The 21979-nt window shown below is 50.2% G+C and carries 14 protein-coding genes; 6 read left to right on the top strand and 8 right to left on the bottom strand.

Going from position 1 to position 21979, the window contains the following annotated elements; translation table 11 throughout:
• Positions 1 to 88: 88 nt before the first annotated feature.
• Complete coding sequence (locus tag LKK83_RS10760; RefSeq protein ID WP_324631099.1) at positions 89 to 5461, top strand: SpoIIE family protein phosphatase; 5373 nt, start codon at positions 89 to 91, stop codon at positions 5459 to 5461.
• Positions 5462 to 5494: 33 nt separating this feature from the next.
• On the opposite strand, the gene LKK83_RS10755 is transcribed toward LKK83_RS10760, so the two are convergent.
• The gene (locus LKK83_RS10755) at positions 5495 to 6631 is read right to left on the bottom strand and encodes a YihY/virulence factor BrkB family protein (RefSeq protein ID WP_324631098.1); all 1137 of its coding nucleotides are present in this window, start codon (positions 6629 to 6631) and stop codon (positions 5495 to 5497) included.
• Positions 6632 to 6789: 158 nt separating this feature from the next.
• Here LKK83_RS10755 and LKK83_RS10750 point away from each other — a divergent pair, with 158 nt between their 5' ends.
• Positions 6790 to 7353 carry a hypothetical protein gene (locus tag LKK83_RS10750; RefSeq protein ID WP_324631097.1) on the top strand — a complete coding sequence of 188 codons (564 nt, stop codon included), beginning with the start codon at positions 6790 to 6792 and terminating at the stop codon, positions 7351 to 7353.
• A gap of 84 nt (positions 7354 to 7437) precedes the next feature.
• Here the strand turns inward: LKK83_RS10750 and thrC are convergent, their stop codons facing one another.
• Entirely contained in the window at positions 7438 to 8502 is a 1065-nt protein-coding gene (thrC, locus tag LKK83_RS10745) for a threonine synthase (RefSeq protein ID WP_324631126.1), read from the bottom strand.
• 381 nt (positions 8503 to 8883) lie between these two features.
• Here thrC and LKK83_RS10740 point away from each other — a divergent pair, with 381 nt between their 5' ends.
• The 3 genes from LKK83_RS10740 (at position 8884) to LKK83_RS10730 (ending at position 11807) form a co-directional block, all read left to right on the top strand.
• Entirely contained in the window at positions 8884 to 9156 is a 273-nt protein-coding gene (locus tag LKK83_RS10740; RefSeq protein WP_324631096.1) for a hypothetical protein, read from the top strand.
• Between the two features lie 798 nt (positions 9157 to 9954).
• Positions 9955 to 11001: a fatty acid desaturase gene (locus LKK83_RS10735; RefSeq protein ID WP_324631095.1), complete on the top strand. Its 1047-nt coding sequence runs from the start codon at positions 9955 to 9957 to the stop codon at positions 10999 to 11001.
• Positions 11002 to 11273: 272 nt separating this feature from the next.
• Positions 11274 to 11807: a hypothetical protein gene (locus tag LKK83_RS10730; RefSeq protein ID WP_324631094.1), complete on the top strand. Its 534-nt coding sequence runs from the start codon at positions 11274 to 11276 to the stop codon at positions 11805 to 11807.
• Positions 11808 to 11937: 130 nt separating this feature from the next.
• On the opposite strand, the gene LKK83_RS10725 is transcribed toward LKK83_RS10730, so the two are convergent.
• The 6 genes from LKK83_RS10725 to LKK83_RS10700 all read right to left on the bottom strand — a co-directional run bounded on the left by LKK83_RS10725 (position 11938) and on the right by LKK83_RS10700 (position 19182).
• Complete coding sequence (locus tag LKK83_RS10725; protein ID WP_324631092.1) at positions 11938 to 13296, bottom strand: hypothetical protein; 1359 nt, start codon at positions 13294 to 13296, stop codon at positions 11938 to 11940.
• A 459-nt stretch (positions 13297 to 13755) separates the two neighbouring features.
• Positions 13756 to 14001: a hypothetical protein gene (locus LKK83_RS10720; protein WP_324631091.1), complete on the bottom strand. Its 246-nt coding sequence runs from the start codon at positions 13999 to 14001 to the stop codon at positions 13756 to 13758.
• 125 nt (positions 14002 to 14126) lie between these two features.
• Positions 14127 to 15485, bottom strand: coding sequence for a bifunctional UDP-N-acetylglucosamine diphosphorylase/glucosamine-1-phosphate N-acetyltransferase GlmU (gene glmU / locus LKK83_RS10715; protein ID WP_324631090.1), 1359 nt, complete (start codon positions 15483 to 15485; stop codon positions 14127 to 14129).
• A gap of 93 nt (positions 15486 to 15578) precedes the next feature.
• Positions 15579 to 16640 (bottom strand): two-component system response regulator, encoded by a 1062-nt coding sequence (locus LKK83_RS10710; RefSeq protein ID WP_324631089.1) that lies wholly within the window; start codon positions 16638 to 16640, stop codon positions 15579 to 15581.
• Between the two features lie 281 nt (positions 16641 to 16921).
• Positions 16922 to 17857 (bottom strand): tRNA (5-methylaminomethyl-2-thiouridine)(34)-methyltransferase MnmD, encoded by a 936-nt coding sequence (locus LKK83_RS10705; RefSeq protein WP_324631088.1) that lies wholly within the window; start codon positions 17855 to 17857, stop codon positions 16922 to 16924.
• Between the two features lie 311 nt (positions 17858 to 18168).
• Complete coding sequence (locus LKK83_RS10700; protein WP_324631087.1) at positions 18169 to 19182, bottom strand: N-acetylglucosamine kinase; 1014 nt, start codon at positions 19180 to 19182, stop codon at positions 18169 to 18171.
• Between the two features lie 120 nt (positions 19183 to 19302).
• On the opposite strand from LKK83_RS10700, the gene LKK83_RS10695 reads away from it, so the two are divergent.
• Positions 19303 to 21909, top strand: a complete 2607-nt coding sequence (locus LKK83_RS10695; protein WP_324631085.1) for a M1 family metallopeptidase — start codon at positions 19303 to 19305, stop codon at positions 21907 to 21909.
• Positions 21910 to 21979: the final 70 nt, after the last annotated feature.

Here is a 21979-nt window from a genome sequence, read left to right as displayed (position 1 = left end):
CAGTTTCACCTTTCAGATTGCCTTGTTCCGGGTGAAAACGACAATTTCACCGCATAACTTTTTCACTCATCGCAATAAACGTAACATCATGCTGAAAATTTCTGGCTACACTATCCTAGAATCAATCTATAACAGCGATAATTCCATTGTCTATCGGGCGCGCCGAGACGCCGACGGGGAATCGGTCATCCTCAAACGTCTCTCAGAAGATTATCCAGACCCGGACAAACTGAAGCGCTACAAACGGGAATATGAAATCACTCGCACTCTCCAGAACCTAGAGGGAGTTGTTCGGGCATATAGCTTAGAAAAATCGCAAAATTTCCTGGTGATGGTGCTAGAGGATTTTGGCGGAAAATCCTTGGCAAAATTGCTTGAATTGCGCCGATTCGAGCTAGCCGAGTTTTTGGATATTGCGATAAAAAGTGCCGAAAGTTTAGGGCAAATTCATCAAGCCGATATTCTGCACAAGGATATCAACCCGGCAAATATCATTTACCACCCCGAAACTGGCCAGTTAAAACTGATAGACTTCGGGATTTCCACCGTGTTATCCCGCGAAAATACTACCTTAAGAAATCCCCAAAAATTAGAGGGAACCCTGGCCTATATGTCACCGGAACAAACCGGGAGAATGAATCGCTGCGTGAATTACCGAACGGACTTTTATTCCCTCGGGGCTACCTTTTACCAATTACTGACCCATTCCTTGCCCTTTGAGGTCAGCGATGTGATGGAATTAGTCCACTGTCATTTGGCAAAATATCCGATTTCTCCCTGCGAGGTAGATGAAACCATTCCTAAAGCGCTGTCCGATATCGTGATGAAACTGATGGCGAAAACGGCAGAAGAACGGTATCAAAGTGCTTATGGAATTCAAGCGGATTTAGAAATCTGTCGATCGCAGTTACGAGAAACGGGACGTATTGACGAGTTTCCGTTGGGGACACAAGAGCTTTACGATCGCTTTCAGATTCCGGAAAAACTGTACGGTAGAGAAGCAGAAATCGAGACCTTACTGGCAGCATTTCAGCGCGCGATCGGGGAAGGGACAGATGCGGCGCACAGCGAAATGATGCTGATTGCCGGCTATTCCGGAATTGGAAAATCGGCTTTAGTGCAAGAAATTTACAAACCGATTACTGCCTATCGCGGGTATTTTATCGGGGGGAAATTCGACCAGTTGCAGCGCAATATTCCTTATACGGGTATCGTGCAGGCATTTTCGGCGGCGATCGCCCAGATATTAACCGAAAGCGAATCGCAAATCCAACAGTGGCGCGATCGCCTGCTGGCGGCCCTAGGCGTCAACGCTCAAATTATCATCGATGCCATCCCAGATGTGGAACTGATTATCGGTCCTCAACCGCCAGTGGAAGAACTGGGTGCCACGGAGGCGCAAAACCGCTTTAATTTAGTATTTCTCAATTTCGTTAAAGTCTTCGCCCAAAAAGAACATCCCCTAGTGCTGTTTCTCGACGATTTGCAATGGGTGGATTCCGCTTCGCTGAAATTGATTCAACTGCTGATGAGCGAATCGGAACTGAACTATTTATTTTTTATTGGAGCCTATCGGGATAATGAAGTGAGTGCCACTCATCCCTTGAGTTTGGCGCTGGAAAACATTCGCCAATCCGGGGCAATTGTCCATCAGATTTCTCTGCCACCGCTGTCGGGAGAAACGGTGAACCAGTCGATTGCAGATACCCTGCGCTGCACCACAGAAGAAACTGCGGAATTGGCGGGACTGGTGTTCCAGAAAACTCAGGGAAATCCCTTTTTTATGAAGGAATTTCTCACCTCGCTTTATGCTGATGAATTGTTATATTTTGAGTATCCTTCTGGGGCATATTCTGAGGGAGATAAGGGCAATATCGGAAGAACTGGCGGCGGTTGGCAGTGGGAGTTAGGGAGCATTCAAACCGCTCAAATCACCGATAATGTGGTGGAATTGATGGCGGGAAAAATTCAAAAGCTAGGGGAGGAAACCCAGGATATTCTCAAAATTGCCGCCTGTATTGGGAATCAATTCGACTTGCAAACTTTGGCAGTGGTGACGGAAGAACAGCCAGAAACGATTGCGCGCAGAATTTTTAGTGCGGTGAAAGGGGGATTGATTGTAGCGCTGGGTGAGGATTATAAGTTTGTGGAATTTACCGATCGCGATCGCTTGGCGGTTCGCTACCAATTCGTTCACGATCGCGTCCAGCAGGCGGCTTACGAACTGATTGCGGAGGATGTGAAACGGGCGGTGCATCATAAAATTGGCGGCTTGTTGTTGAAAAATACTCCCGCCAATGAATTGGGCACGAACCTGTTTGAAATTGTCGGTCATCTGAACTGTGCTGCGGATTTAATCGACACCGAATCCGAAAGCATTGAATTAGCAAGGCTCAATTTATCTGCTGCCCAAAAAGCGAAAGATGCGACGGCTTATGCAGCGTCTCTGGAATATTTACATGCCGGAATTGCCTGCTTACCGGCACAGGCGTGGGTGCAGCACTACGAGTTAACCTTTGCGCTGCACAAAGAACTGGCAGAGGTGGAATATTTGAATGGCAATATCGAGCGATCGCGCGAACTGATTAATCTATTGCTCGCCGAAGCCAAAACCACTCTGGAAAAAGCAGAAATTTACCATCTGCTGGTGTTGCAGTACACCGTAACTGCCAATTACCCCGCCGCCATTGAAACGGGGAAAACCGCGCTGAAGCTGTTGGGAATTGAATTGCCCGAAACCGATTTGAAGGCGGCATTTGAGGCGGAACTCGCCCGCATCCAAACCCGCCTGAGCGATCGCGATGTCTCCGCTCTCCTCGATGCACCGCACATGCAAAATCCGGAACATATTATCGCCCTGAAATTGCTCGTTAACCTAATTACCAGCACTTTTGCTTCCGATTACGACCTGTTTACCGTCGTTTCTACCAAGGTGGTTAATTTCTCTTTGGATTACGGCCATTGCAGAGACTCCTCAATGGTGTATTCTAATTATAGCAATATCGTCGGTTCGGCCCTGGGCAATTATAAATTAGCCTACGAACTGTGCCAGTTAGCCTTACAGCTTTCCGACAAGTTTAATAACTTGACCTTAAAGTGTAAAGATGGCCTGATTTTTGGATACGTTACCAATCACTGGTTTAAACCCTTAAAGCAATCCGAGGCTATCTTTGACGAAGCCTATCAAGCCGGCTTGGCTGTGGGAGAGTTGCAATATGCAGGGTTTCTTCTCCATTGTAGAAGTGTCCATCATTTTTGTCAAGGAAATAACCTGCTGAATCTCCTGGCAAATATCGAGGAATTTCTGCCTTTTACTTATCGAACTAACAATCAATGGTCGATTGACGAACTGTTGGCAATTAAGCTTGTGAGTTTAAAGTTGATTGGGCAAAACCAGGAACAGTCGGAGTTGGAGCAAACTGCGCTAACTGAAGAACAATTTTTGTTTGATTGCGAATCTCATCACAGTTTCCAGCCGCTGTGCGTTTATCATACCTTCAATGCCCTTGCTCTCTATTTAGATGGCGAGCTATCTTTAGCTAAAGAATCCATTGCAATTGGCCATCAATACCAGAAATTTATCACGGGAGGCATTCTCGTTGCCGACATTAATTTTTATCAGTCTCTCATTTTCGCGAGACTCTATGCCACGGCGAGCGAAACCGAAACACAAGAGTATCCCGAAACCATCGCCAGCAATCAACAGCAGATGAAAATCTGGGCGGATAACTGCCCGGAGAACTTCCTCCATAAATATCTGCTAGTCGAGGCGGAAATTGCGCGGATAGAAGGGCGGGATTTAGAGGCGATGGAACTGTACGATCGCGCCATTGCATCCGCCGGAGAAAATGAATTTATCCACTACGAAGCTTTAGCCAACGAACTTGCGGCTAAATTTTGGCGACAGCGGGGTAAAGAAGATTTTGCCACAATTTATCTGAAAAAAGCTTACTATGGCTATCAACTCTGGGGCGCTCAGCGCAAACTGGAAGAATTAGAACGAAACTATCCCCAAGTCGTTAGTCAAAAGCAATCTTCGCGGCAATTGTCCAAAAAATCTATCACCCAAACGTCTGGGGCGCATCAGGATTCGGATCTGGATTTTGCCACAGTAATGAAAGCCAGCCAAGCGATTTCCAGCGAGGTGGTTTTATCCGCCTTGCTCTCCAAACTGATGGCGATCGCGATTGAAAATGCCGGGGCACAAAAAGGCAGTTTGATTTTATCTCAAAATGGCCAATTAACCATCGAAGCGGCGCGAGAAGTCGATGGGGAAATCCAAGTGCTGAACTCCGTGCCCATTCAACAAGCTGACATTCTCCCGCAATCGATTATCAATTATGTAGCTCGCACTGGAGAAAGTGTGGTTCTAAGCGATGCCAGCGCCGAGGGAAACTTTACCGCAGACCCTTATATTATTGCCCATCAATCCCAGTCGGTTTTATGTGCGCCAATTCTCAATCAAGGCAAACTCATCGGCATGATTTATTTAGAAAACAATCTAGTTGCCGATGCCTTTACCCCACAGCGTTTAGAAGTGCTAAGCATCCTCTCCGCCCAAGCAGCGATTTCGATTGAAAATGCCCTGCTTTATCAAACCCTGGAACAAAAAGTCATCGAACGAACCGCGCAATTAGCTGCAGCAAACGAGAACCTGGAGCTGGCGAATCAAGAAATTACCGTTTTAAACGAGCGGTTGAAAGCCGAAAATTTGCGGATGTCGGCGGAATTAGACGTGACGCGGCGTCTGCAGCAGATGATTTTGCCGAAACCAGCGGAATTAGAGGCGATCGCCGGGTTAGATATTGCAGCATTTATGGAAAGTGCCGATGAAGTGGGGGGAGATTATTACGACATTCTCCAACATGAAGGGCGAGTGAAAATTGGCATTGGGGACGTGACGGGACATGGATTAGAAAGTGGGGTATTAATGATGATGGCGCAAACCGCCATTCGCTCCCTGTTTACCCACCGGGAAACCGATGCAGTGAAATTTTTGCAAACCCTGAATCAAACCCTTTACGAAAATGTATTGCGGATGAATAGCGATAAAACCCTTACCCTGTCGTTAATCGATTACGAACAAAATTGCTTGCGCTTGAGCGGACAGCATGAAGAAGTTATCTTGGTGCGATCGAGTGGGGAAGTGGAACGAATCGACACGATGGATTTGGGTTTTCCGGTGGGGTTAGAGTCGGATATTGCCGATTTTATTGCGGAAACGGAAGTGAAATTGAATCCGGGGGATGTGGTGGTACTCTACACCGATGGGATTACCGAAGCGTTAGATGCCAGTGGCGATCGCCTGTATGGATTAGAGCGATTCATTCAAGTGGTGCGAGACCATCGCCAAGAGAGTGCGGCCCAGATTAAAGCAGCGGCGATCGCGGACCTGCAACAGCACATGGGCGATCGTAAACCTGACGATGACATTACGTTAATCGTCCTCAAACAGCGCTAATCGGCCAGAGAATTGCCCGCATTTGTGCCCATTTCAGTGGCGATGTCTCCGGGCTTTTTTCCGCCGCATGGCTTCCCCGACGCTGACGTTTAACTGAGCACCCAATAACACCACCAAAGAACTCAGGTAAAGCCACAGTTGCAAAATCACGATAGTTCCCACTGCACCATAGGTGCGGTTGTAATTGCCAAAATGAGACACGTACAGGCGAAATAAACTCGAAATCAGCGCCCACAACAGGGCCGCCACCACCGCTCCCGGAATCAGGGGCGTATCGTGACGGCGATGAGACGGACCAAAGAAATACAAAAAGGCAAACGCCGCCGACACGATCAGCAAGGTGAGAGGGCGACTCCAAAAATGCCACACTTCTAGCAGTCGCGATTCTAATTCGCAACTGGGCAAAGGCTGCAACAAGCACAGCAAACCGGACTCGCGCAAACAATCCTGACCGGATTCTAGCAGGCAGGTGCGACGGGCGAGCAACTGCACCACCCAATCGCTGATAAATACCAAAAAACAGGCGACAATCAGCAAAATAATGGTGCCGATCGCCAGGGCGATGGAGACGAGTTTGGCTTTCCAAAAAGGTCTGGCTTCTTCGATGGGGATTTGATGAATGCGATCGAGGGCGGCAATTCCGGCCCCGATCGCCCCGGAAAATACCCACAGCGTTCCCAAAAACCCCACGGAAAAGACCTCTTGATTGCGACTTTGCAAAATTTCTCGGATCAAGCTGGTAATCATGTCCCACACTTGTTCCGGAATCACTTCGGCAAGTTGTCGCCCCAAATTGAACAGGGTAGATTGTAACGGTTCAAATAGCCCGATCGCCGCAATCACTGCCAATAAGGCGGGAAACAGGGATAACATTGCATGAAAGGCTATCTCTGCCGACAGGCCGGTTAATCGCTGTTTTCCCACGCGATCGACGATCTGGCGCACTGTGGAAAAATTTAAGTACAGAAAAAAGTTAAAAAAGCTGACGATTGGCGTTCCCAGCCAGCGCAGCAGCTTCCCAATTTGCTTAAATAACGATAAGATAATTTTGGCAGCTTTTCGGCCAAATTTCACTAATCTAGGCCGCCGCTCGAGGAAGCGGTTGATATCCTCCCGCAGGGCTGCCCAATTTCTCGCTCGCAAGAACCGAAAAAAACTTGCAAATCGCATGGGGATAATGGGGGTGACTTCTAAATAACCTGACGTGGGGTCAGTTACCGGACGATCGCTCTGTCATTAGTCATAGCGCATCATCGAATTGATTCACTTTAGTGCATCCCCCGAGGAATGGGGGATAAATCTGGACGATCGCAGGGGAGGGGAAACAGATGGCTGGAGATGTTTCGCAGTGGTTGGAAGAAATTAAATCGCTCAAACAGCAGTTAGCTGAGCTGCAACAAGAGTTGCAAAAGGCTCATGGCAGTACCGATCGCTGGCGGGAACTGTACAATAAGGAGGCTCAGCAGCGCCGCAGTGAGGTTCAGCAACATCAAACGGCGATCGCTCAGTTGCGATCGCAACTCGAGGACATGCAGGGCAAATCCGCCGGGGATGCCTCGTCGGGTTCTACTGCGTCCCAATTGGCCTCGGAACTCTCGCAACTGGATGATGAAGGGTTAAAAGCTAAACTGATTGAGGTCCTGCGCGATCGCGATCGGGCGCGGCAAGAGGTGTCTCGTCTCTCGGATGCCCTGGAAGCCGAAAAAGTCGCCCACGAACAAACTCGCGCCAGTTTAACTTCTGCCCTTGGCGATACGGTGGAACTGCTCAAAAAAGGCCAATCGTCCGGAAAGGGCGGTCCGAATCTGGACTTGTTCCAATCTTTAAAAGGAATTCATCCCCCCACTTCCCCGGAAAAGCAATCGAACCATGAGGAAAGCGGGGGGAATTGAGACTTGAGACTGGAGAAGGGTTAAAAATTAAGAAGTGCGAATGGCCAAATTAATCCTGTATTCTGCATTCTTAATTCTTAGTTCTTAAAAACCCATCACTTTGGCCACGGCTTCGATTTCCGGCTCAATTCCCTGTTTGAAGGCGTTGTTGCAGTGTTTGATGGCGGTATCTGGGTCTTTGAGTCCGTTGCCAGTGAGGACGCAGACGATTTTAGCACCGGTGGGTACCCGATCTTTGACTTTTAGCAAGCCGGCGACGGAGGCGGCGGAGGCGGGTTCGCAAAATACGCCTTCTTGGGAGGCGAGGAGGCGATAGGCGTGGAGAATTTCCTCGTCGGTAACGGCAGTGAAACCGCCTCGAGAGGCTTCGGCGGCGGCGATCGCTTTTTCCCAACTGGCGGGGTTGCCGATGCGGATGGCGGTGGCGATGGTTTCGGGATTGGACACGGGGGATCCCTGAACGATGGGGGCGGAACCGGCAGCTTGAAAGCCCATCATTTGCGGCAGGCGATCGCATTTGCCGGCTTGTTTGTACTGGCAAAATCCCATCCAATAGGCGCTGATGTTGCCGGCATTGCCTACGGGAATGCACAGCCAGTCGGGGGCGTTGCCGAGCACATCCACGACTTCAAATGCACCGGTTTTTTGTCCTTCGAGGCGATAGGGATTGAGGGAATTGACTAACGTCACGGGATAGCGATCGGCCATCTCGCGCACGATTTCTAGGGCGCGATCGAAGTTACCTTTGATGGCCAATACTTCTGCGCCGTAGACTAATGCTTGGGCGAGTTTGCCGAGGGCCACATAGCCATCGGGAATCAGGACGAAGGCGCGCATTCCACCGCGTCTGGCATAAGCGGCGGCGGAAGCGGAGGTGTTGCCGGTACTGGCACAAATCACTGCCTCGGATCCTTCTTCTTTGGCTTTGGAAATGGCCATCGTCATCCCCCGATCTTTAAAACTGCCGGTGGGGTTGAGACCATCGTATTTGACGTACACTTCCACCTGTTTGCCCACGATCTCGGCGATCGCCGGGACGGGAATTAGGGGGGTGTTGCCTTCTTGCAGGGTCACGATGGGGGTGCGATCGCTCACGGGGAGATACTCGCGGTACGTTTCGAGCAAACCGGGCCAGCCGGCAGGTCGAATTGGGTCACTGTTGGAAAGTGAACCGGAATCTGGGGAAGCAGGGGTAGAAGAACTAAGCGTCACCTTGGTTAATTTAATTGCACTTCAGACAAACTTATCAGTCCGATCTCAGTTTAGCGCGAGAGTCCCCGTTGCATACTGGGGGACAAGATGATTCGGCGATCGCGCCAAAGTTGCAGGTGCATCTGGCGGGGGGAACTGAGGTAATCTACTGCCTTGCCTACCTACGGGCGGTGGGGGAGGATGACCGACACTCGGGCAATCAACCCAGAACTCCTTGCCTATTAGAAATATTGATATATCGGCTGCTTTTTTCTCTGAGAATTAAGATAAAATTAAACTTTGGTTTGAGAGTAAGCAGAAATCACTAACGAACGACTGATGCCCACTGTTCTATCTAGCCGATCCAAGTCTGAGAGCCTGCAGAGTAATCCCAATGCGGTGACGTCGGGAACCTCCGCCCAAGGTCGCGCCCGTAGTACCGACGGCGATCGCATCGTGCAAAAGCTGAAGTCTGTCTATCAGGTTCATCAGCAAGTGAAATTCCTGCACTTGCAGGCAGAAGCAGACTATCTGCTGCAACAGTTGCAAACGCTCAAACAGCAAAAGCAGCAGTTGCCCCAGTCCAACTCGGGATCGGCGCTGTCAGAATAGTGCTGCCTCTGGGAAACAAGCGGCGCATCGAGCGCGAGAATGGCACTCTATATCGGGGAATGGGGCACTGAGTGCCGATTCCCCGGTGGATGCGCCCCGTACTCCCCCCCCCAACCAGGCGCGATCGCCCCATGCCTTTACCCGGACCTGCGCGATCGCGCTGGGTTATTTTTTATGCCGCATAAAATCCCAAAATAGGATTTTTAGGGGGTCGGGGAAGGAATCCCATTGCGCGAATCAGTGGAAAGATAACAAAATTAAATAGGATTGAGTGAAATAGACTTTAGCATAAAATCGGTCAATTCTGAGAAATTTTATCGGTTTGTCTGGGGGAAATTTTTCGGCTGAGAATCGCTGCATAGAATTAAGGGATTGTCAAGGTAAAAAAATAAATTTTATATTAAGAAATAGCTGGGAGACTTTCTGAGAAAAAATTTTTTTTGGGGGCGGCGATCGCGGGGGGAAAGCGAGAGAAGACCGGCAGGGGTTTTCAGGGGCGATCGGGCCAAAGCGCCACACCTCCATGCAGGGGATCGAAACAGCAGATTGGCAAAAGTTATGGAAAAAATTCCGGCAGATTGAGGAGAGATGTGTTATAAAAATGAAAGTTTTCTGAGGTGCCGCAGGAGTATGAACTCTCGGGATGGATAGGACAAGCTACCGACTATTCCGGAACTCGGCATTTCTGTAACGGAGAAAGTACGCACTGCCTGCGACTTCTGATGGGTTAGCAGGCGTTGGATGTGCTGAAATTGAATGATTGGCAAGACCTAGAGACCGGAGAAGATTGGTTTATAAATGACTGCATCAACGTTAAAACCTCAGCCGTTGAAATCCGAGGCAATCGAGTCAGATTTTCGCCTGAGAGATATAATAAAAACCCTGCCGAAAGAGGTATTTATCCAAAATCGGCGTAAAGCTTGGACTAAGGTAGCGGTCAATGTTTTGCTGGTAGGGGTGGGCTACTGGGCGATCGCGATTTCTCCGTGGTTTTTATTACCCGTAGCTTGGGTGTTTGCGGGAACGGCGTTGACGGGATTTTTTGTGATCGGGCATGATTGCGGTCACCGCTCTTTCGCCCATCGCAAATGGGTGAACGATTTGGTGGGACATTTGACGATGTTGCCATTAATTTATCCCTTTCATGGATGGCGCATCGGTCACAATTACCACCACAAACACACGAATAAACTGTTCGAGGACAATGCGTGGGAACCTTGGACTACTGAGGATTACGATCGCACCCCTAGCGGCATCCGGTGGTTTTATCGCCGACTGCGGGGACGGTTTTGGTGGATAGGATCTATCACTCACTGGGCGTTTTTGCACTTTGACTGGCGACCCTTTACGGGGAAACAGCGCGAACAGGTGAAGTTTTCTGCGTTGGTGGTTATCGCGGGGGCGGCGATCGCCTTCCCGGTGTTAATTGCCACCACTGGCATTTGGGGATTTGTGAAGTTTTGGTTGCTCCCTTGGTTGGTGTACCATTTCTGGATGAGTACCTTTACCATCGTTCACCACACGGCGACAGATATCTCTTTTGCGATGCCCGAGGAGTGGAATGAAGCGAAAGCGCAGTTAAGCGGTTCGGTTCACTGCGACTATCCCTGGTGGGTGGAATTCCTCTGCCACGATATTAACGTTCACGTTCCTCATCACGTTTCTACGGCAATTCCGTCTTACAATTTGCGCCAGGCACATCGCAGTTTGCAAGAAAACTGGGGCGAATATCTCAAGGAAACTCGCTTTTCCTGGTCTTTGATGAAGGAGATTACGGACAAGTGTCATCTGTATGATGCGGATAACGCCTACAAGTCGTTTCGCGAATATCATGCCAGCAAGTAACCCGGGTTAGCCTGGAGGCCAAAAAATCTTTAACTAAGTCATCATCCGGATAAGGTGGATGTTGAGTGGAGACGCGGTTATCGCGTCTCTATTTGTTTTTGGGGGTTTCGTCGGGTCAATGCAGGACTTTTGTGCGGGAAAAATCCGCTGGTTTACTTCGCGAAACGCTTTGGGGGCGATCGCCACCGGGTCTCTAGGGCGGGCAAGTGTGTTTCATAATAGAACGAAAAATTGCCAGAATGTAATTTTGCCATCACAGAAGGAGGGGTGACGTGACCCAACCGATTTTTCGCCGAAATGGAGAGTCAGGGCGATCGCGCGATTCTATGCCAGAACCGATGCCGTTGAGCTATCGGGGGGTTTATCACTGCCCGGTTTGTCGCTACGGCAAAATTTCCGAACTGCCGATGATGGATGCCTTTGGCTGTCAGTTTTGCAACCACATTTTTAGTGCAGACATCGAGAATAACTCGGTGAAATTGGCCGATAGTTCCCTGCCCCTGACTTGGTATTGGAATGGTCGCCGATGGCAAGGGGCGCATCGTGCCGGTGTAGAATTGGGGTGGCCGATTTGGATTGCGGCGATCGCGATCGTGGCATTGCCTCCCACGGTGGTGGGACTCGCTGCCTATATATTTCCCCCGGTCCCCGGTAGCAGTTTGAGTTGGTTGCCTCAGTTTTGGACCGTTTCCGCATTTTTCGCCCATCTCACGATCGTGATTTGGCTGCTGGTGGAATACTATCAGTTTCCCCTGTTGGTCTTTGTCCGCGCGTGGCGACGGCGTTTGGGGCGACAAGCATCGTGAACGGCGATCGCTTTTCCCCACATCCGTTTGGGCTTGGGGTGCAAAACTTGCGCCCCTTAACCCCCACTCTAACCCAGGTTTTCCCCATTCTGGGGGATGTGTCATCTAGGGACGACCTTCTATTTTTCTTCTATTTTTTCTGTTTTTTAGCAACGCTAAAAATCCGATAGTTACCCCGTTTGGAGTCTGGCTTTAGGTTGCCTTTTTTTTCCTCGATCTGCACCAGATTATATTCCACATTGTCGGCATGAATGGCAAAGGTAATCTGACAAATATCTAAAAAGTTCAGCAACCACTGACATTCTGCCACCGACTGACTTTCGTAATAGCGAATTAATTTAGCCAGACAAGCATCTAGGTGCGTCTGACTGGAGGGAGAAATCAAAATAATTTTTAAAAGCAAGACCACTAAGGTGAGTGGGTTTCCCTGAGATAGCATAATAATAAATAATTCTGACGGATCGCGATGGTTTTCTAGAATGAGGAAATTTATGACGCGATTGCAGGTTCTCGCAATTAGTCCTTGACTGATAATTTCATCCTCGTAGTCTGAATAAAGGGGGTCTATTTTTTCAGAGAGCTTGTTGGTCGCTTTTTCTAAAAATGTTTTATCGTAAATTGAGTAAGTTAAATACTTGACGAGGGCGGGTTTAAAGGTTTTATAAGTAAGTCCAGAAATTTGATGGCGAAAAATATTGGCTAAATTGGCATAGCTAAAGGTTCCGCGTTTGGTGACGAGGGTTTTCACCAAATGCAGAATTTCATCCCCTAAACTGGTGGGATTAGCGATCGCGCTGTCTTTGGTCAAAGTAGACTGAGACCGCGCCGTGTACATCGCTAGGTCGAATTTAAAGCGGTTTTTGAGTTCGTGGGATAGGGCTTTTGCCGCTTCTCGCTGGGCTTTAGAGTGCTTTTTGTCCAGATAGCGATCGACCAGTAAATAAGAAGTATAGCGATCGCTCCAATTTTCCTCTCCTTGCGGGTCGTATTTCGCCGCAAATCGCTTCAGCTCTTGATAGTCTTGACTGTGGCAAAAGTTCATCAACCAACTGCGCCGACGTTGGGAACCCTCGGCGTCGGGATGAGAGATAATCCTGCGGCGATCGAACAGTTCCACTAATTCTTTGATGGGTTTGTAAATTCTGGCCGTTTGCCAGTTGTTGACTAGAATGTAGCAACAGCGAACCATGATGGTTTGAAATCCTTTTTCGTCATCGCAGTGGATGAGTTGCTCTACCGCTTGTTTGACGTGGATATTCGTTTCGTTCGCCCCTTGTATAAAAACCCGCTGAAATTCAAATACGACCAGTTCCGAAGGCCAGGTTTTCATTAACTCGAAAAAATAGGGGCAAATTGTCTGTTGTGCTTGTTGGCGACTTTCCGTTTCGCTGCTACCGGATATCTCTGTGGCGATCGCAGTGTCTGCAATGGGTCGCGAAGCGCCGAGGGTGGGTTTGGATCCAGTGGTTGGCAAGTTGTCCGCGAGCATGTTTCAGTCTCAATCCTCAGTAAAAGTTCTGGTTTGTCGGGTTCATTGAACTCCCTACAAGTTTCGCTACTGGTTTGAGGGGGAATAGAACCGATTTTTCTGTTTCCCGTCTGGATTAAACCCAAGCCGGTTTTAGGCGTAGCGCCCCCACACTGTGGTTATTTTTATCAAAGCGAAGGAGATTGAATCTTAGAATAGCAGAAATTCCCTGCCCGGAGAAAATTTCCATTTAACGGAATTTCATTTCCGGAAGGGGTTGGTTGCTCTGGCGCGTTTTCGGCACCCCAAGTCAGAGCGATCGCGCCTACAGCTATATCATAAACTCATTTCCTTCGTCAATCACCAACCTTGATAAAAAGCTTAATAATTTAGACTCGCTTTTCCCCGGAGGAAAATCTTGTACATCTATCGTAATTGAGTATTAAAAATTATTGAATTAAAAGAGTTTATCGGAAACTTTTAAATTGTAAATGCAATAAATAATTCAGTGGAAGTGGCAAAATTATCCGATCGCATCGGGTTGGCAAACGGGCAGAAAATAGAGCGCAAGGTGGGGGGAATCCCTGGCGGAAGCGCTAGCAAGGTGGTATTGCCCAGGAACCCCACAGTCGGCGATCGCAGAAGCAGCCGCATCATCGAAAGCAGGGGAGAACTTTCCTCTCTGAGCAAAATTTGATATCCCTGTTGGGGTTCTTTTCCGGCCACAATTGTGTAAATCGCCCGCTGGCGTTTGACGAGATATCAATCGACCTTCAATCGCCCGCATTTGGCTTTTATATAAAAACCGATAAAAGGGGCGGCAGAGGGGGATCTGCCGCCAAGGTGAAACGCTAGTCTGCTTTGGGTTTCAATTGCCAATCGGGTTTGACGGTTTGACGCGATCGCGCGATCGCCAGGGAATGGTCTGGTACGTCGTTAGTTATCGTCGAACCTGCGGCAATGGTGACATTTTCCCCGATAGAGACGGGAGCGACCAGCACGCTATTCGAGCCGGTTTTGGTACCGCTGCCGATGTGAGTTTGATGTTTTTGTACCCCATCGTAGTTGGCGGTAATCGTGCCCGCGCCCACATTGACGCGATCGCCGGTGGTGGTATCGCCCAGGTAGGACAAATGAGCCACATTGGTGCGATCGCCGATTTTGCTTTTCTTGACCTCTACAAAATTCCCGATGCGACAAGACTCGCCGATTTGAGCCTCGCCGCGCAGGTGGGCGTAGGGGCCGATTCGACTGCCCGCCTTCACCTGAGAGTGGGAAACCACCGAATACATCACCCGCACATTTTCGCCGATTTCGCTATCTTCAATCGTCGTACCCGGACCGATATGGCTGCCAGATTTAATCAACGTATTGCCGCGCAAGTGAGTTTGCGGTTCCACGATCGCATCGGATTCCAACTGCACCGTATCGTCAATCGTGATGCTATCCGGGTCGATCAGGGTGACACCGGCACTCATCCAAGCATCCTTAACCCGCATCTGTAAAATTTGATACGCTTTTGCCAACTGCTTGCGATCGTTAATGCCGAGAATTTCCTGATAATCTTCCACCTGCACCACCCGTACCGGATGCAAATAATTCACCGCATCGGTCAGATAAAATTCTCCCTGGTCATTTTCCGACTTCAAAGACGGCAAAACCTTAGCCAAATCCGGCCAATGGAAACAGTAAACCCCACCATTAATCCGACGATTTTGCTTTTGTGCCGCCGTACAATCGCGGTCTTCAACGATTTGCTTGAGCTGGTGTTTGCTGTCACAAAAAACCCGCCCGTAGCCCTTTGGATCCGGCACTTGGGCGGTTAAAATCGTTGCGGCATTGCCCTGTTCCTTGTGGGTCGAGAGCAACATCTGAATGGTTTCCGGGCGCAACAGGGGCACATCCCCATTCAGGACGAGCAGATCCCCCTCGAACCCTTCCAAATGGGGAAGGAGTTGTTGGATGGCGTGACCCGTACCCAGTTGATCTTTTTGTTCGACAAATTCGAGATTGTCGTATCGTTCGAGAGCGGTTTGCACTTGTTCGCCTCGATAGCCGACGATAATCAAACGTCGCGATCGCGGAATTTGCGATAAGCTATCGAGTACCCGTTCTACGAGCGATCGGCCTGCCAACTGATGTAAGACTTTTGGCAGGTCTGACTTCATGCGTGTCCCGCGTCCTGCGGCTAAAATCGCTACTGCTACCATTGTTTTCTCAGCCCATCTTTCTCACCGAAGTATATCGCGCTTTCTGCTCCCTGATGACAATTGGATCCATTCCTAGGGGAAAATGGGAAGGGTTTACGAAGACGCCATCGACCAACCCTGGGCGATCGCGCCGCGATCGCGAGCAGACAGCACCCGGTTGTCCACCCTAGGCAGAGGAGAATCCCCCATTTCAGTTTTGCGGATAAACTCCCAAAAGCGCTCCATTAACTTCGGGTTGCGCCATCCCCTTTCCGTTTCTTCCGCCATAATCTCCAGAGCCTTTTCTGGGGAAAACGCGGGTTTGTAAGGACGTTCGCTGGTCAGGGCGTCGTAAATATCAATCGCTTGAAACACCTGAGCGAGAAAGGGAATCTCATCCCCGACCAACCCCTCGGGATATCCGCTACCATCCCACCGTTCGTGGTGATGGCGGATAATCGGACGCACCCCGCGCATGGTTCGCAGGGGTTGGCAAATCTTGTCGCCAATAATCACGTGCTCTCGCATGATTTCCCACTCTTCTGGAGTCAGTTTCCCCCGTTTGAGCAGGACCGCATCGGGGATGCCCACTTTCCCGATATCGTGCAGATAGCCGCCCCACATTAAATCGCGAATTTGGGCGCGCGAGAGTCCCAGATATTCGCCAAAGGCTTCACCCCGGGCCACCAAGCGTTCGCAGTGGTCGCCGGTATTCGGGTCGCGACTTTCCACGGTCCGGGCGATGGAAATCAAGGCTTGTTCGGCGTGGTCGAGGTCTTCGTTGAGCCGCTTTTGCCGTACCAGGGACTTTACCCTAGCGGTGAGTTCTAAGTGGTCGAAGGGTTTGGTGAGGAAATCATCTGCGCCGACTTCAATTCCGCGAATGCGCGATCGCCGATCGTTCAAGGCGGTCACAAAAACGATCGGGATCAGGCGCGTCGGTTCTGCTTGTTTGAGCTGACGACAGACTTCAAACCCATCCATATCGGGCATCATCACGTCAAGCAAAATCAAATCCGGGTTGTTTTGCTTGACGCTTTCAAGCGCCGCCGGTCCACTGTCGGCTTCGATAATATCGTACCCTTCCACCGACAAAAGGGCCACCGCCGTCATCCGGCTGGCACTGCGATCGTCAACGACGAGGATTTTGCACTGTTCTGGATCGATAAAATTCACGGACAAACACCTTGCGATTGAGTATTTGTAAAAGCTACTGCTAGATTGAGTGAACGATTCACATAATCGGTTTTTTAAGGACGCTACCAATTCTATTTTGACATTACCGCAAGAGCTTTGAGTTTTAAAATCCGCTATTTTACGCAAATTTCCTTCGCCGTTGGTAGAGATTTCCCGGTTCCCCCGAGTTGTTACAAAATGTAAATTTTCTCCAGAGATTTTTAAGATTTTACCACGGGGTTTTCTGGAGCAAGCCGCGTACGCACTGCGTCGCAATGGGTTTAGCCCTCTTCACTCCTCCCTTTGACTTCGGGTCGATCCCCGATCGGTTTTTTTGTCAGACTCGCCCATCTTTTCTTCCAACGGGAGGTTGGTTCCAAGGTAGATGCTTCCTGTTCGGTTTGACGGCGTTGGCGGATTGCTTCAGCAGTATCTAACAACTGGGGATCGCGATAGGGAATCGCCGCCCGAGTGTGTAGGTGTTCTCGTTCTTGCGGAGACAGTGGCGGTAAATCAATCGTGGTAAAACTGGCAATGGTTCCGGGCGATCGCCGACCCACCGGCGGCGTCGATCCGATTTGTAAACCTGTAGCCATCAAAGCGGTTCGTACAGCAGCAGAACAAGAATAGGTTGCCAATCTTCCCGTCGGTTTCAAACAGCACGTTAGGAATTGTAAAAATTCCACCGTCCACAGTTGCGGACAATTGGGCGGGGAAAACGGGTCGAGAAAAATTGCATCGGCTAGAAAATTGGATTGAATCACTTTTTGAATGGTTTGTCGCGCATCGCCGATGAGCAATTTTCCCTGGAATTTGTCCCCGTTCGCCACCCGATCGCCCGCTTGTGCGGTAGCCAGTTGAGCCAGAATCTGCGGAATTGGCGATCGGCAACTTTCAAATAAATGATGAGCGATCGCAGCTTGCGGCACTGCTGCATTAAATTCCAATCCCACCCATTCCACGCGGCACTTCGGATTCACAGCCCAAATAGTTTCCAAAGCCGACGCTGTATTATATCCCAATCCATAGCAAATGTCAACTATCCGCAGGATGGGATGCGAGGCTTTTTCTGCTAATTGAGTGGGAACTGCAAACTTTTCCCGGGCCTCCTGTCGCGCGCCAAAATGGGAATGAAACGCCTCGCCAAATTCCGCCGAAAAAAAGGTAAACGACCCATCCCCAGTCAATTGTGGGGTAAAAATTTCCGTTTCTGACATGGTTGTTCCTGTGATGCATGAGTGTAGAATGCCTCGCCTGTGGCAACAATTTCTTGCCGTACAGAACTCAGCGCCGCCAATTCCCCTGCAAGAGCAATATTGTGATTGCAACCGAGATGAGTGACGGGCAATTAATAAAGATAACCTCTCGAAACTATCCGCCTGTGATATCTGCTCACCACCGAATCGGTTGCCATTGACAAAAGTGCCCGATCGCCCTATCTCTTTCCCGATGGCAGCACAGCATCATCAAATTCCTTCCCGGAAGTGAATTCTCCGGTTTTCAGGTAGAAATAATTGGGGTGGGAATATCAGCAGATGCCGATTTGACGGCGGACTAATAACGCCGCACCTTCGGCGGGGTGGTGGCGGGGCCAGATGACCTGGGCGCGGGGAAAGCGAGAGACGATCGCCCGGACAAAGCGATCGCGCATGTTGTCCACACTGCGCCAGACACCGCCCATCGTCACCACCTCAAACCGATCGGCGATCGCAAATAACCCTTGCGCCACAGTTTGCGTTATTAATCCTAACTCCGCCGCCGCATGGTCCATAATTTGATTCGCCACTGCATCTCCCGCCGTCGCCGCTTCATCCACAACCGGGGCTAAACTGGCAATCTGCTTTACCCCCCACCCACGCCGATAGATTGCCTCGATCAGGTCTTCCGGGGCATTCAACTGCAGGCGGTCCATAAAACCGCGAGTTAACATCGTGACGGGCGATCGCCCGTCATGCGATCGCACGGCGGCGCGCAACCCCTGCAGGGCAATATCGTACCCGCTACCTTCGTCCCCCAATAGATATCCCCATCCGCCGGCGCGTTGGGTAGTTCCGGCGCGGTTGCACCCATAGGCGATCGAACCGGTTCCGGCGATCGTCACCACTCCTTCAGTGTGCCCGGTTCCCCCCACTAAAGCGATCGCGCAGTCGTGAGTCACCAGAATACCCTGGGGATGCAATTGCCAATTCACCGACAACCCCTCCCGTTGCGGTAAAGTTTCCACCAACGCGCGGGCGGTGGCCACATCTTGCGGGCGACCCACCCCCGCCAATCCCACACCAATCCCGGCGATCGCCAGACCCGGAACTGACGCCGTAGCGCGGGCGATCGCCTCCGCGATCGCCCCAGTTGCGGCCTCAATCCCAATTGTTTGATAATTAGAAGGTCCCGCCTCCCCTCGTCCCCACACCGCCCCGGATGCATCCATCACCACGCAAACGGTTTTCGTCCCGCCACCATCAATCCCCAACACTCCCGGGGGTTTCATCCGGGCGGGTGTGGAACTCGGTGGGTGAATCATTGCCAATTGTCCCTCGTTCATGCAAAAACTTTTCCCCTACGCTAAACTTGGTCGTCTGCCTCGCGAAGCGCTACCCTGGAAAGCATAACGCCATCAGTGCTGATGCTGGCACGTTCAGTCTCATTGCCAATTCTTATCATCATGTCGAACAAATACTCTTATTTCGATACAGAAAACGGACAGAAAACCTTTGAATTACCCGGGGCAAGACCCCATTACAACCCCGATCGCCCGGGACAGGTGGAGCATATTTTCCTCGACCTGAACCTGGACATCCCCAACCAAAGCTATCAAGGCACCTGTAGCATCCGACTGATGCCGGTTAGAAGCGGTATCGATCGCCTCACCCTGGATGCGGTGAACCTGAATATCGAAACCGTCAAAGTCGGCGACACCGCCCAGGAATTCGAGTACGATGGGGAATCGCTCACCATCATTCTGGAAACCCCCACGGAAGCCGATAGCCCCATCACTTTGGCGATCGCCTACAGGGTAGAAAAGCCCCAACGCGGCATTTACTTTATCGCCCCAGACAAACATTATCCCCACAAATCGGTGCAAGTCTGGACCCAAGGTGAAGATGAAGACTCCCGCTTCTGGTTTCCCTGCTTTGACTATCCCGGACAACTGGCAACCTCGGAAATTCGCGTCCGGGTTCCCAAACCCTATGTTGCTATTTCCAATGGCGAATTAATCTCCACTGAAGAAAAAAGTAACAGCAAAATTTATCACTGGTTGCAAAAACAAGTTCACCCCACCTATTTGATGACCTTAGCGGTGGGTGATTTTGCCGAAATTCGCGATGAATGGAACGGCAAACCGGTGGTATATTACGTAGAAAAAGGTCGCGAAGAAGATGCCCGTCGCAGCATGGGCAAAACCCCGCGCAAAATCGAATTTTTCAGCAAAGCGTTTGGCTATCCCTATCCCTATCCCAAATACGCGCAAGTTTGCGTGGAAGATTTTATCTTTGGCGGGATGGAAAATACTTCCACTACGTTACTCACCGATCGCTGCTTGCTCGACGAACGGGCTAGTCTCGATAACCAACGCACGGAAAGTTTGGTGGCTCACGAACTGGCACACCAATGGTTTGGCGATTTATTGGTGATCAAACATTGGTCTCACGCTTGGATTAAAGAAGGGATGGCTTCTTATTCAGAAGTGCTGTGGACCGAAAGCGAATATGGTGCCGATGACGCCGCCTATTACTTGCTCAAAGAAGCGCGCAGCTATCTCAACGAAGACAAAACCCGCTATCGCCGTCCGATGGTGACGCATGTTTACCGCGAAGCGATCGAACTGTACGATCGCCACCTTTATGAAAAAGGCGCTTGCGTTTATCATATGATTCGCGCCGAATTGGGCGACGAGTTATTTTACAAAGCCATTCATACCTTTGTGAACGATAACGCCCATCAAACGGTGGAAACCGTAGACCTGCTGCGCGCGATTGAAAAAGCCACCGGGCGCAATTTAATGTTCCTGTTCGACCAGTACGTATATCGCGGCGGACATCCGGATTACAAAGTTGCCTATGCCTGGGATAGCGAGAACAAGCTGGCGAAGGTCACGGTCACGCAATCTCACGTAAAAACCACGGGAGAAAATGCCAACGAAAAAGAGTTATTCGACCTGAAAATTCCGATTGGCTTTGGCTATAAACCGGACAGCAAAAAAGAAACTGCCGAGATAAAATCCTTCACCGTGCGCGTGCGCGAACGGGAACAAAGCTTCTATTTCTCGTTGCCAGAGAAACCGGATTTTATCAGTTTTGATGTGGGGAATCACCACTTAAAAACGGTAAAATTAGAGTATGGAATGGCGGAACTGAAGGCGCAGTTAAAACACGACCCGGATCCGGTTTCGCGGATTTATGCCGCTGAAGCGTTGGCGAAAAAAGGCGGTTTAGAAGCGGTGAATGTGCTGGGGAAAGCGCTGAAAAAAGATTCCTTCTGGGGAGTGCGCGTGGAAGTGGCCAAACAATTGGCCAAAATCAAATTAGACCAAACTTTTGCCGCCCTGGCGAAAGGGTTAAAAGATGACGATGCGCGAGTTCGGGCGGCAACGATTCAGGCGTTGGGAAGTATCAAAACCGCCGAGAGTTATAAGGCGATTAAACCGTTTGTGGAAGAGGGGGATGCCAGTTATACGGTAGAAGCGACAGCAGCGCGGGCGATCGCCTCGATTGCGGCGGCGTCTTTGGATGAAAAGCCGAAAGAAAGCAGCGCGATTAAGTTGCTGAAAAAAGTGCTGAAAGAACGGGCGGGATGGAATGAGGTGGTCCGCAGTGGTGCGATCGGCGGTTTGAGCCAACTGAAAACCTCGGAAGATGCCTTAGAAATTATCCTGGAATATACTGCACCGGGTACGCCGCAAGCCTTGCGCTTAGCTGCAATTCGCGCTCTCGGGGCGGTTTCCACCGGTCAAACCCAGCCGAATTTAGAACGCATTCTGGAACGGTTATCGCAATTGTCTGGAGAAACGTTTTTCTTGACTCAAGTGGCGGTTGTGGGCGCGTTGGGACAAATGGAAACCCCCAATGCGATCGCGATTCTGCAAACCCTGGCGGACCAAACGCCTGATGGACGAGTGCGTCGCATCGCGGAAGAAGCGGTGGGGAAAGTTGAGAAGAAAATTGGCTCGGATAAAGCGGTAAAACAGTTGCGCGATGAGTTGGAAAAGCTGAAAAAGCAAAATCAAGAACTCATCAGTCGGTTGGAGAGTTTGGAAGCGAAGGCGCAATAGGCTGTAGGGTGGGCAACTCATGGCCCACCCTACCGGTGAGGTTGGTGCGTAACGCCTGAATGAGAGGCAG

It is taken from the genome of Phormidium sp. CCY1219, assembly GCF_035615515.1.
Lineage (GTDB): Bacteria > Cyanobacteriota > Cyanobacteriia > Cyanobacteriales > Laspinemataceae > CCY1219.
The sequence above is the reverse complement of the archived record's forward strand: the minus strand, read 5'-3'. Positions and strand labels throughout refer to the sequence as shown.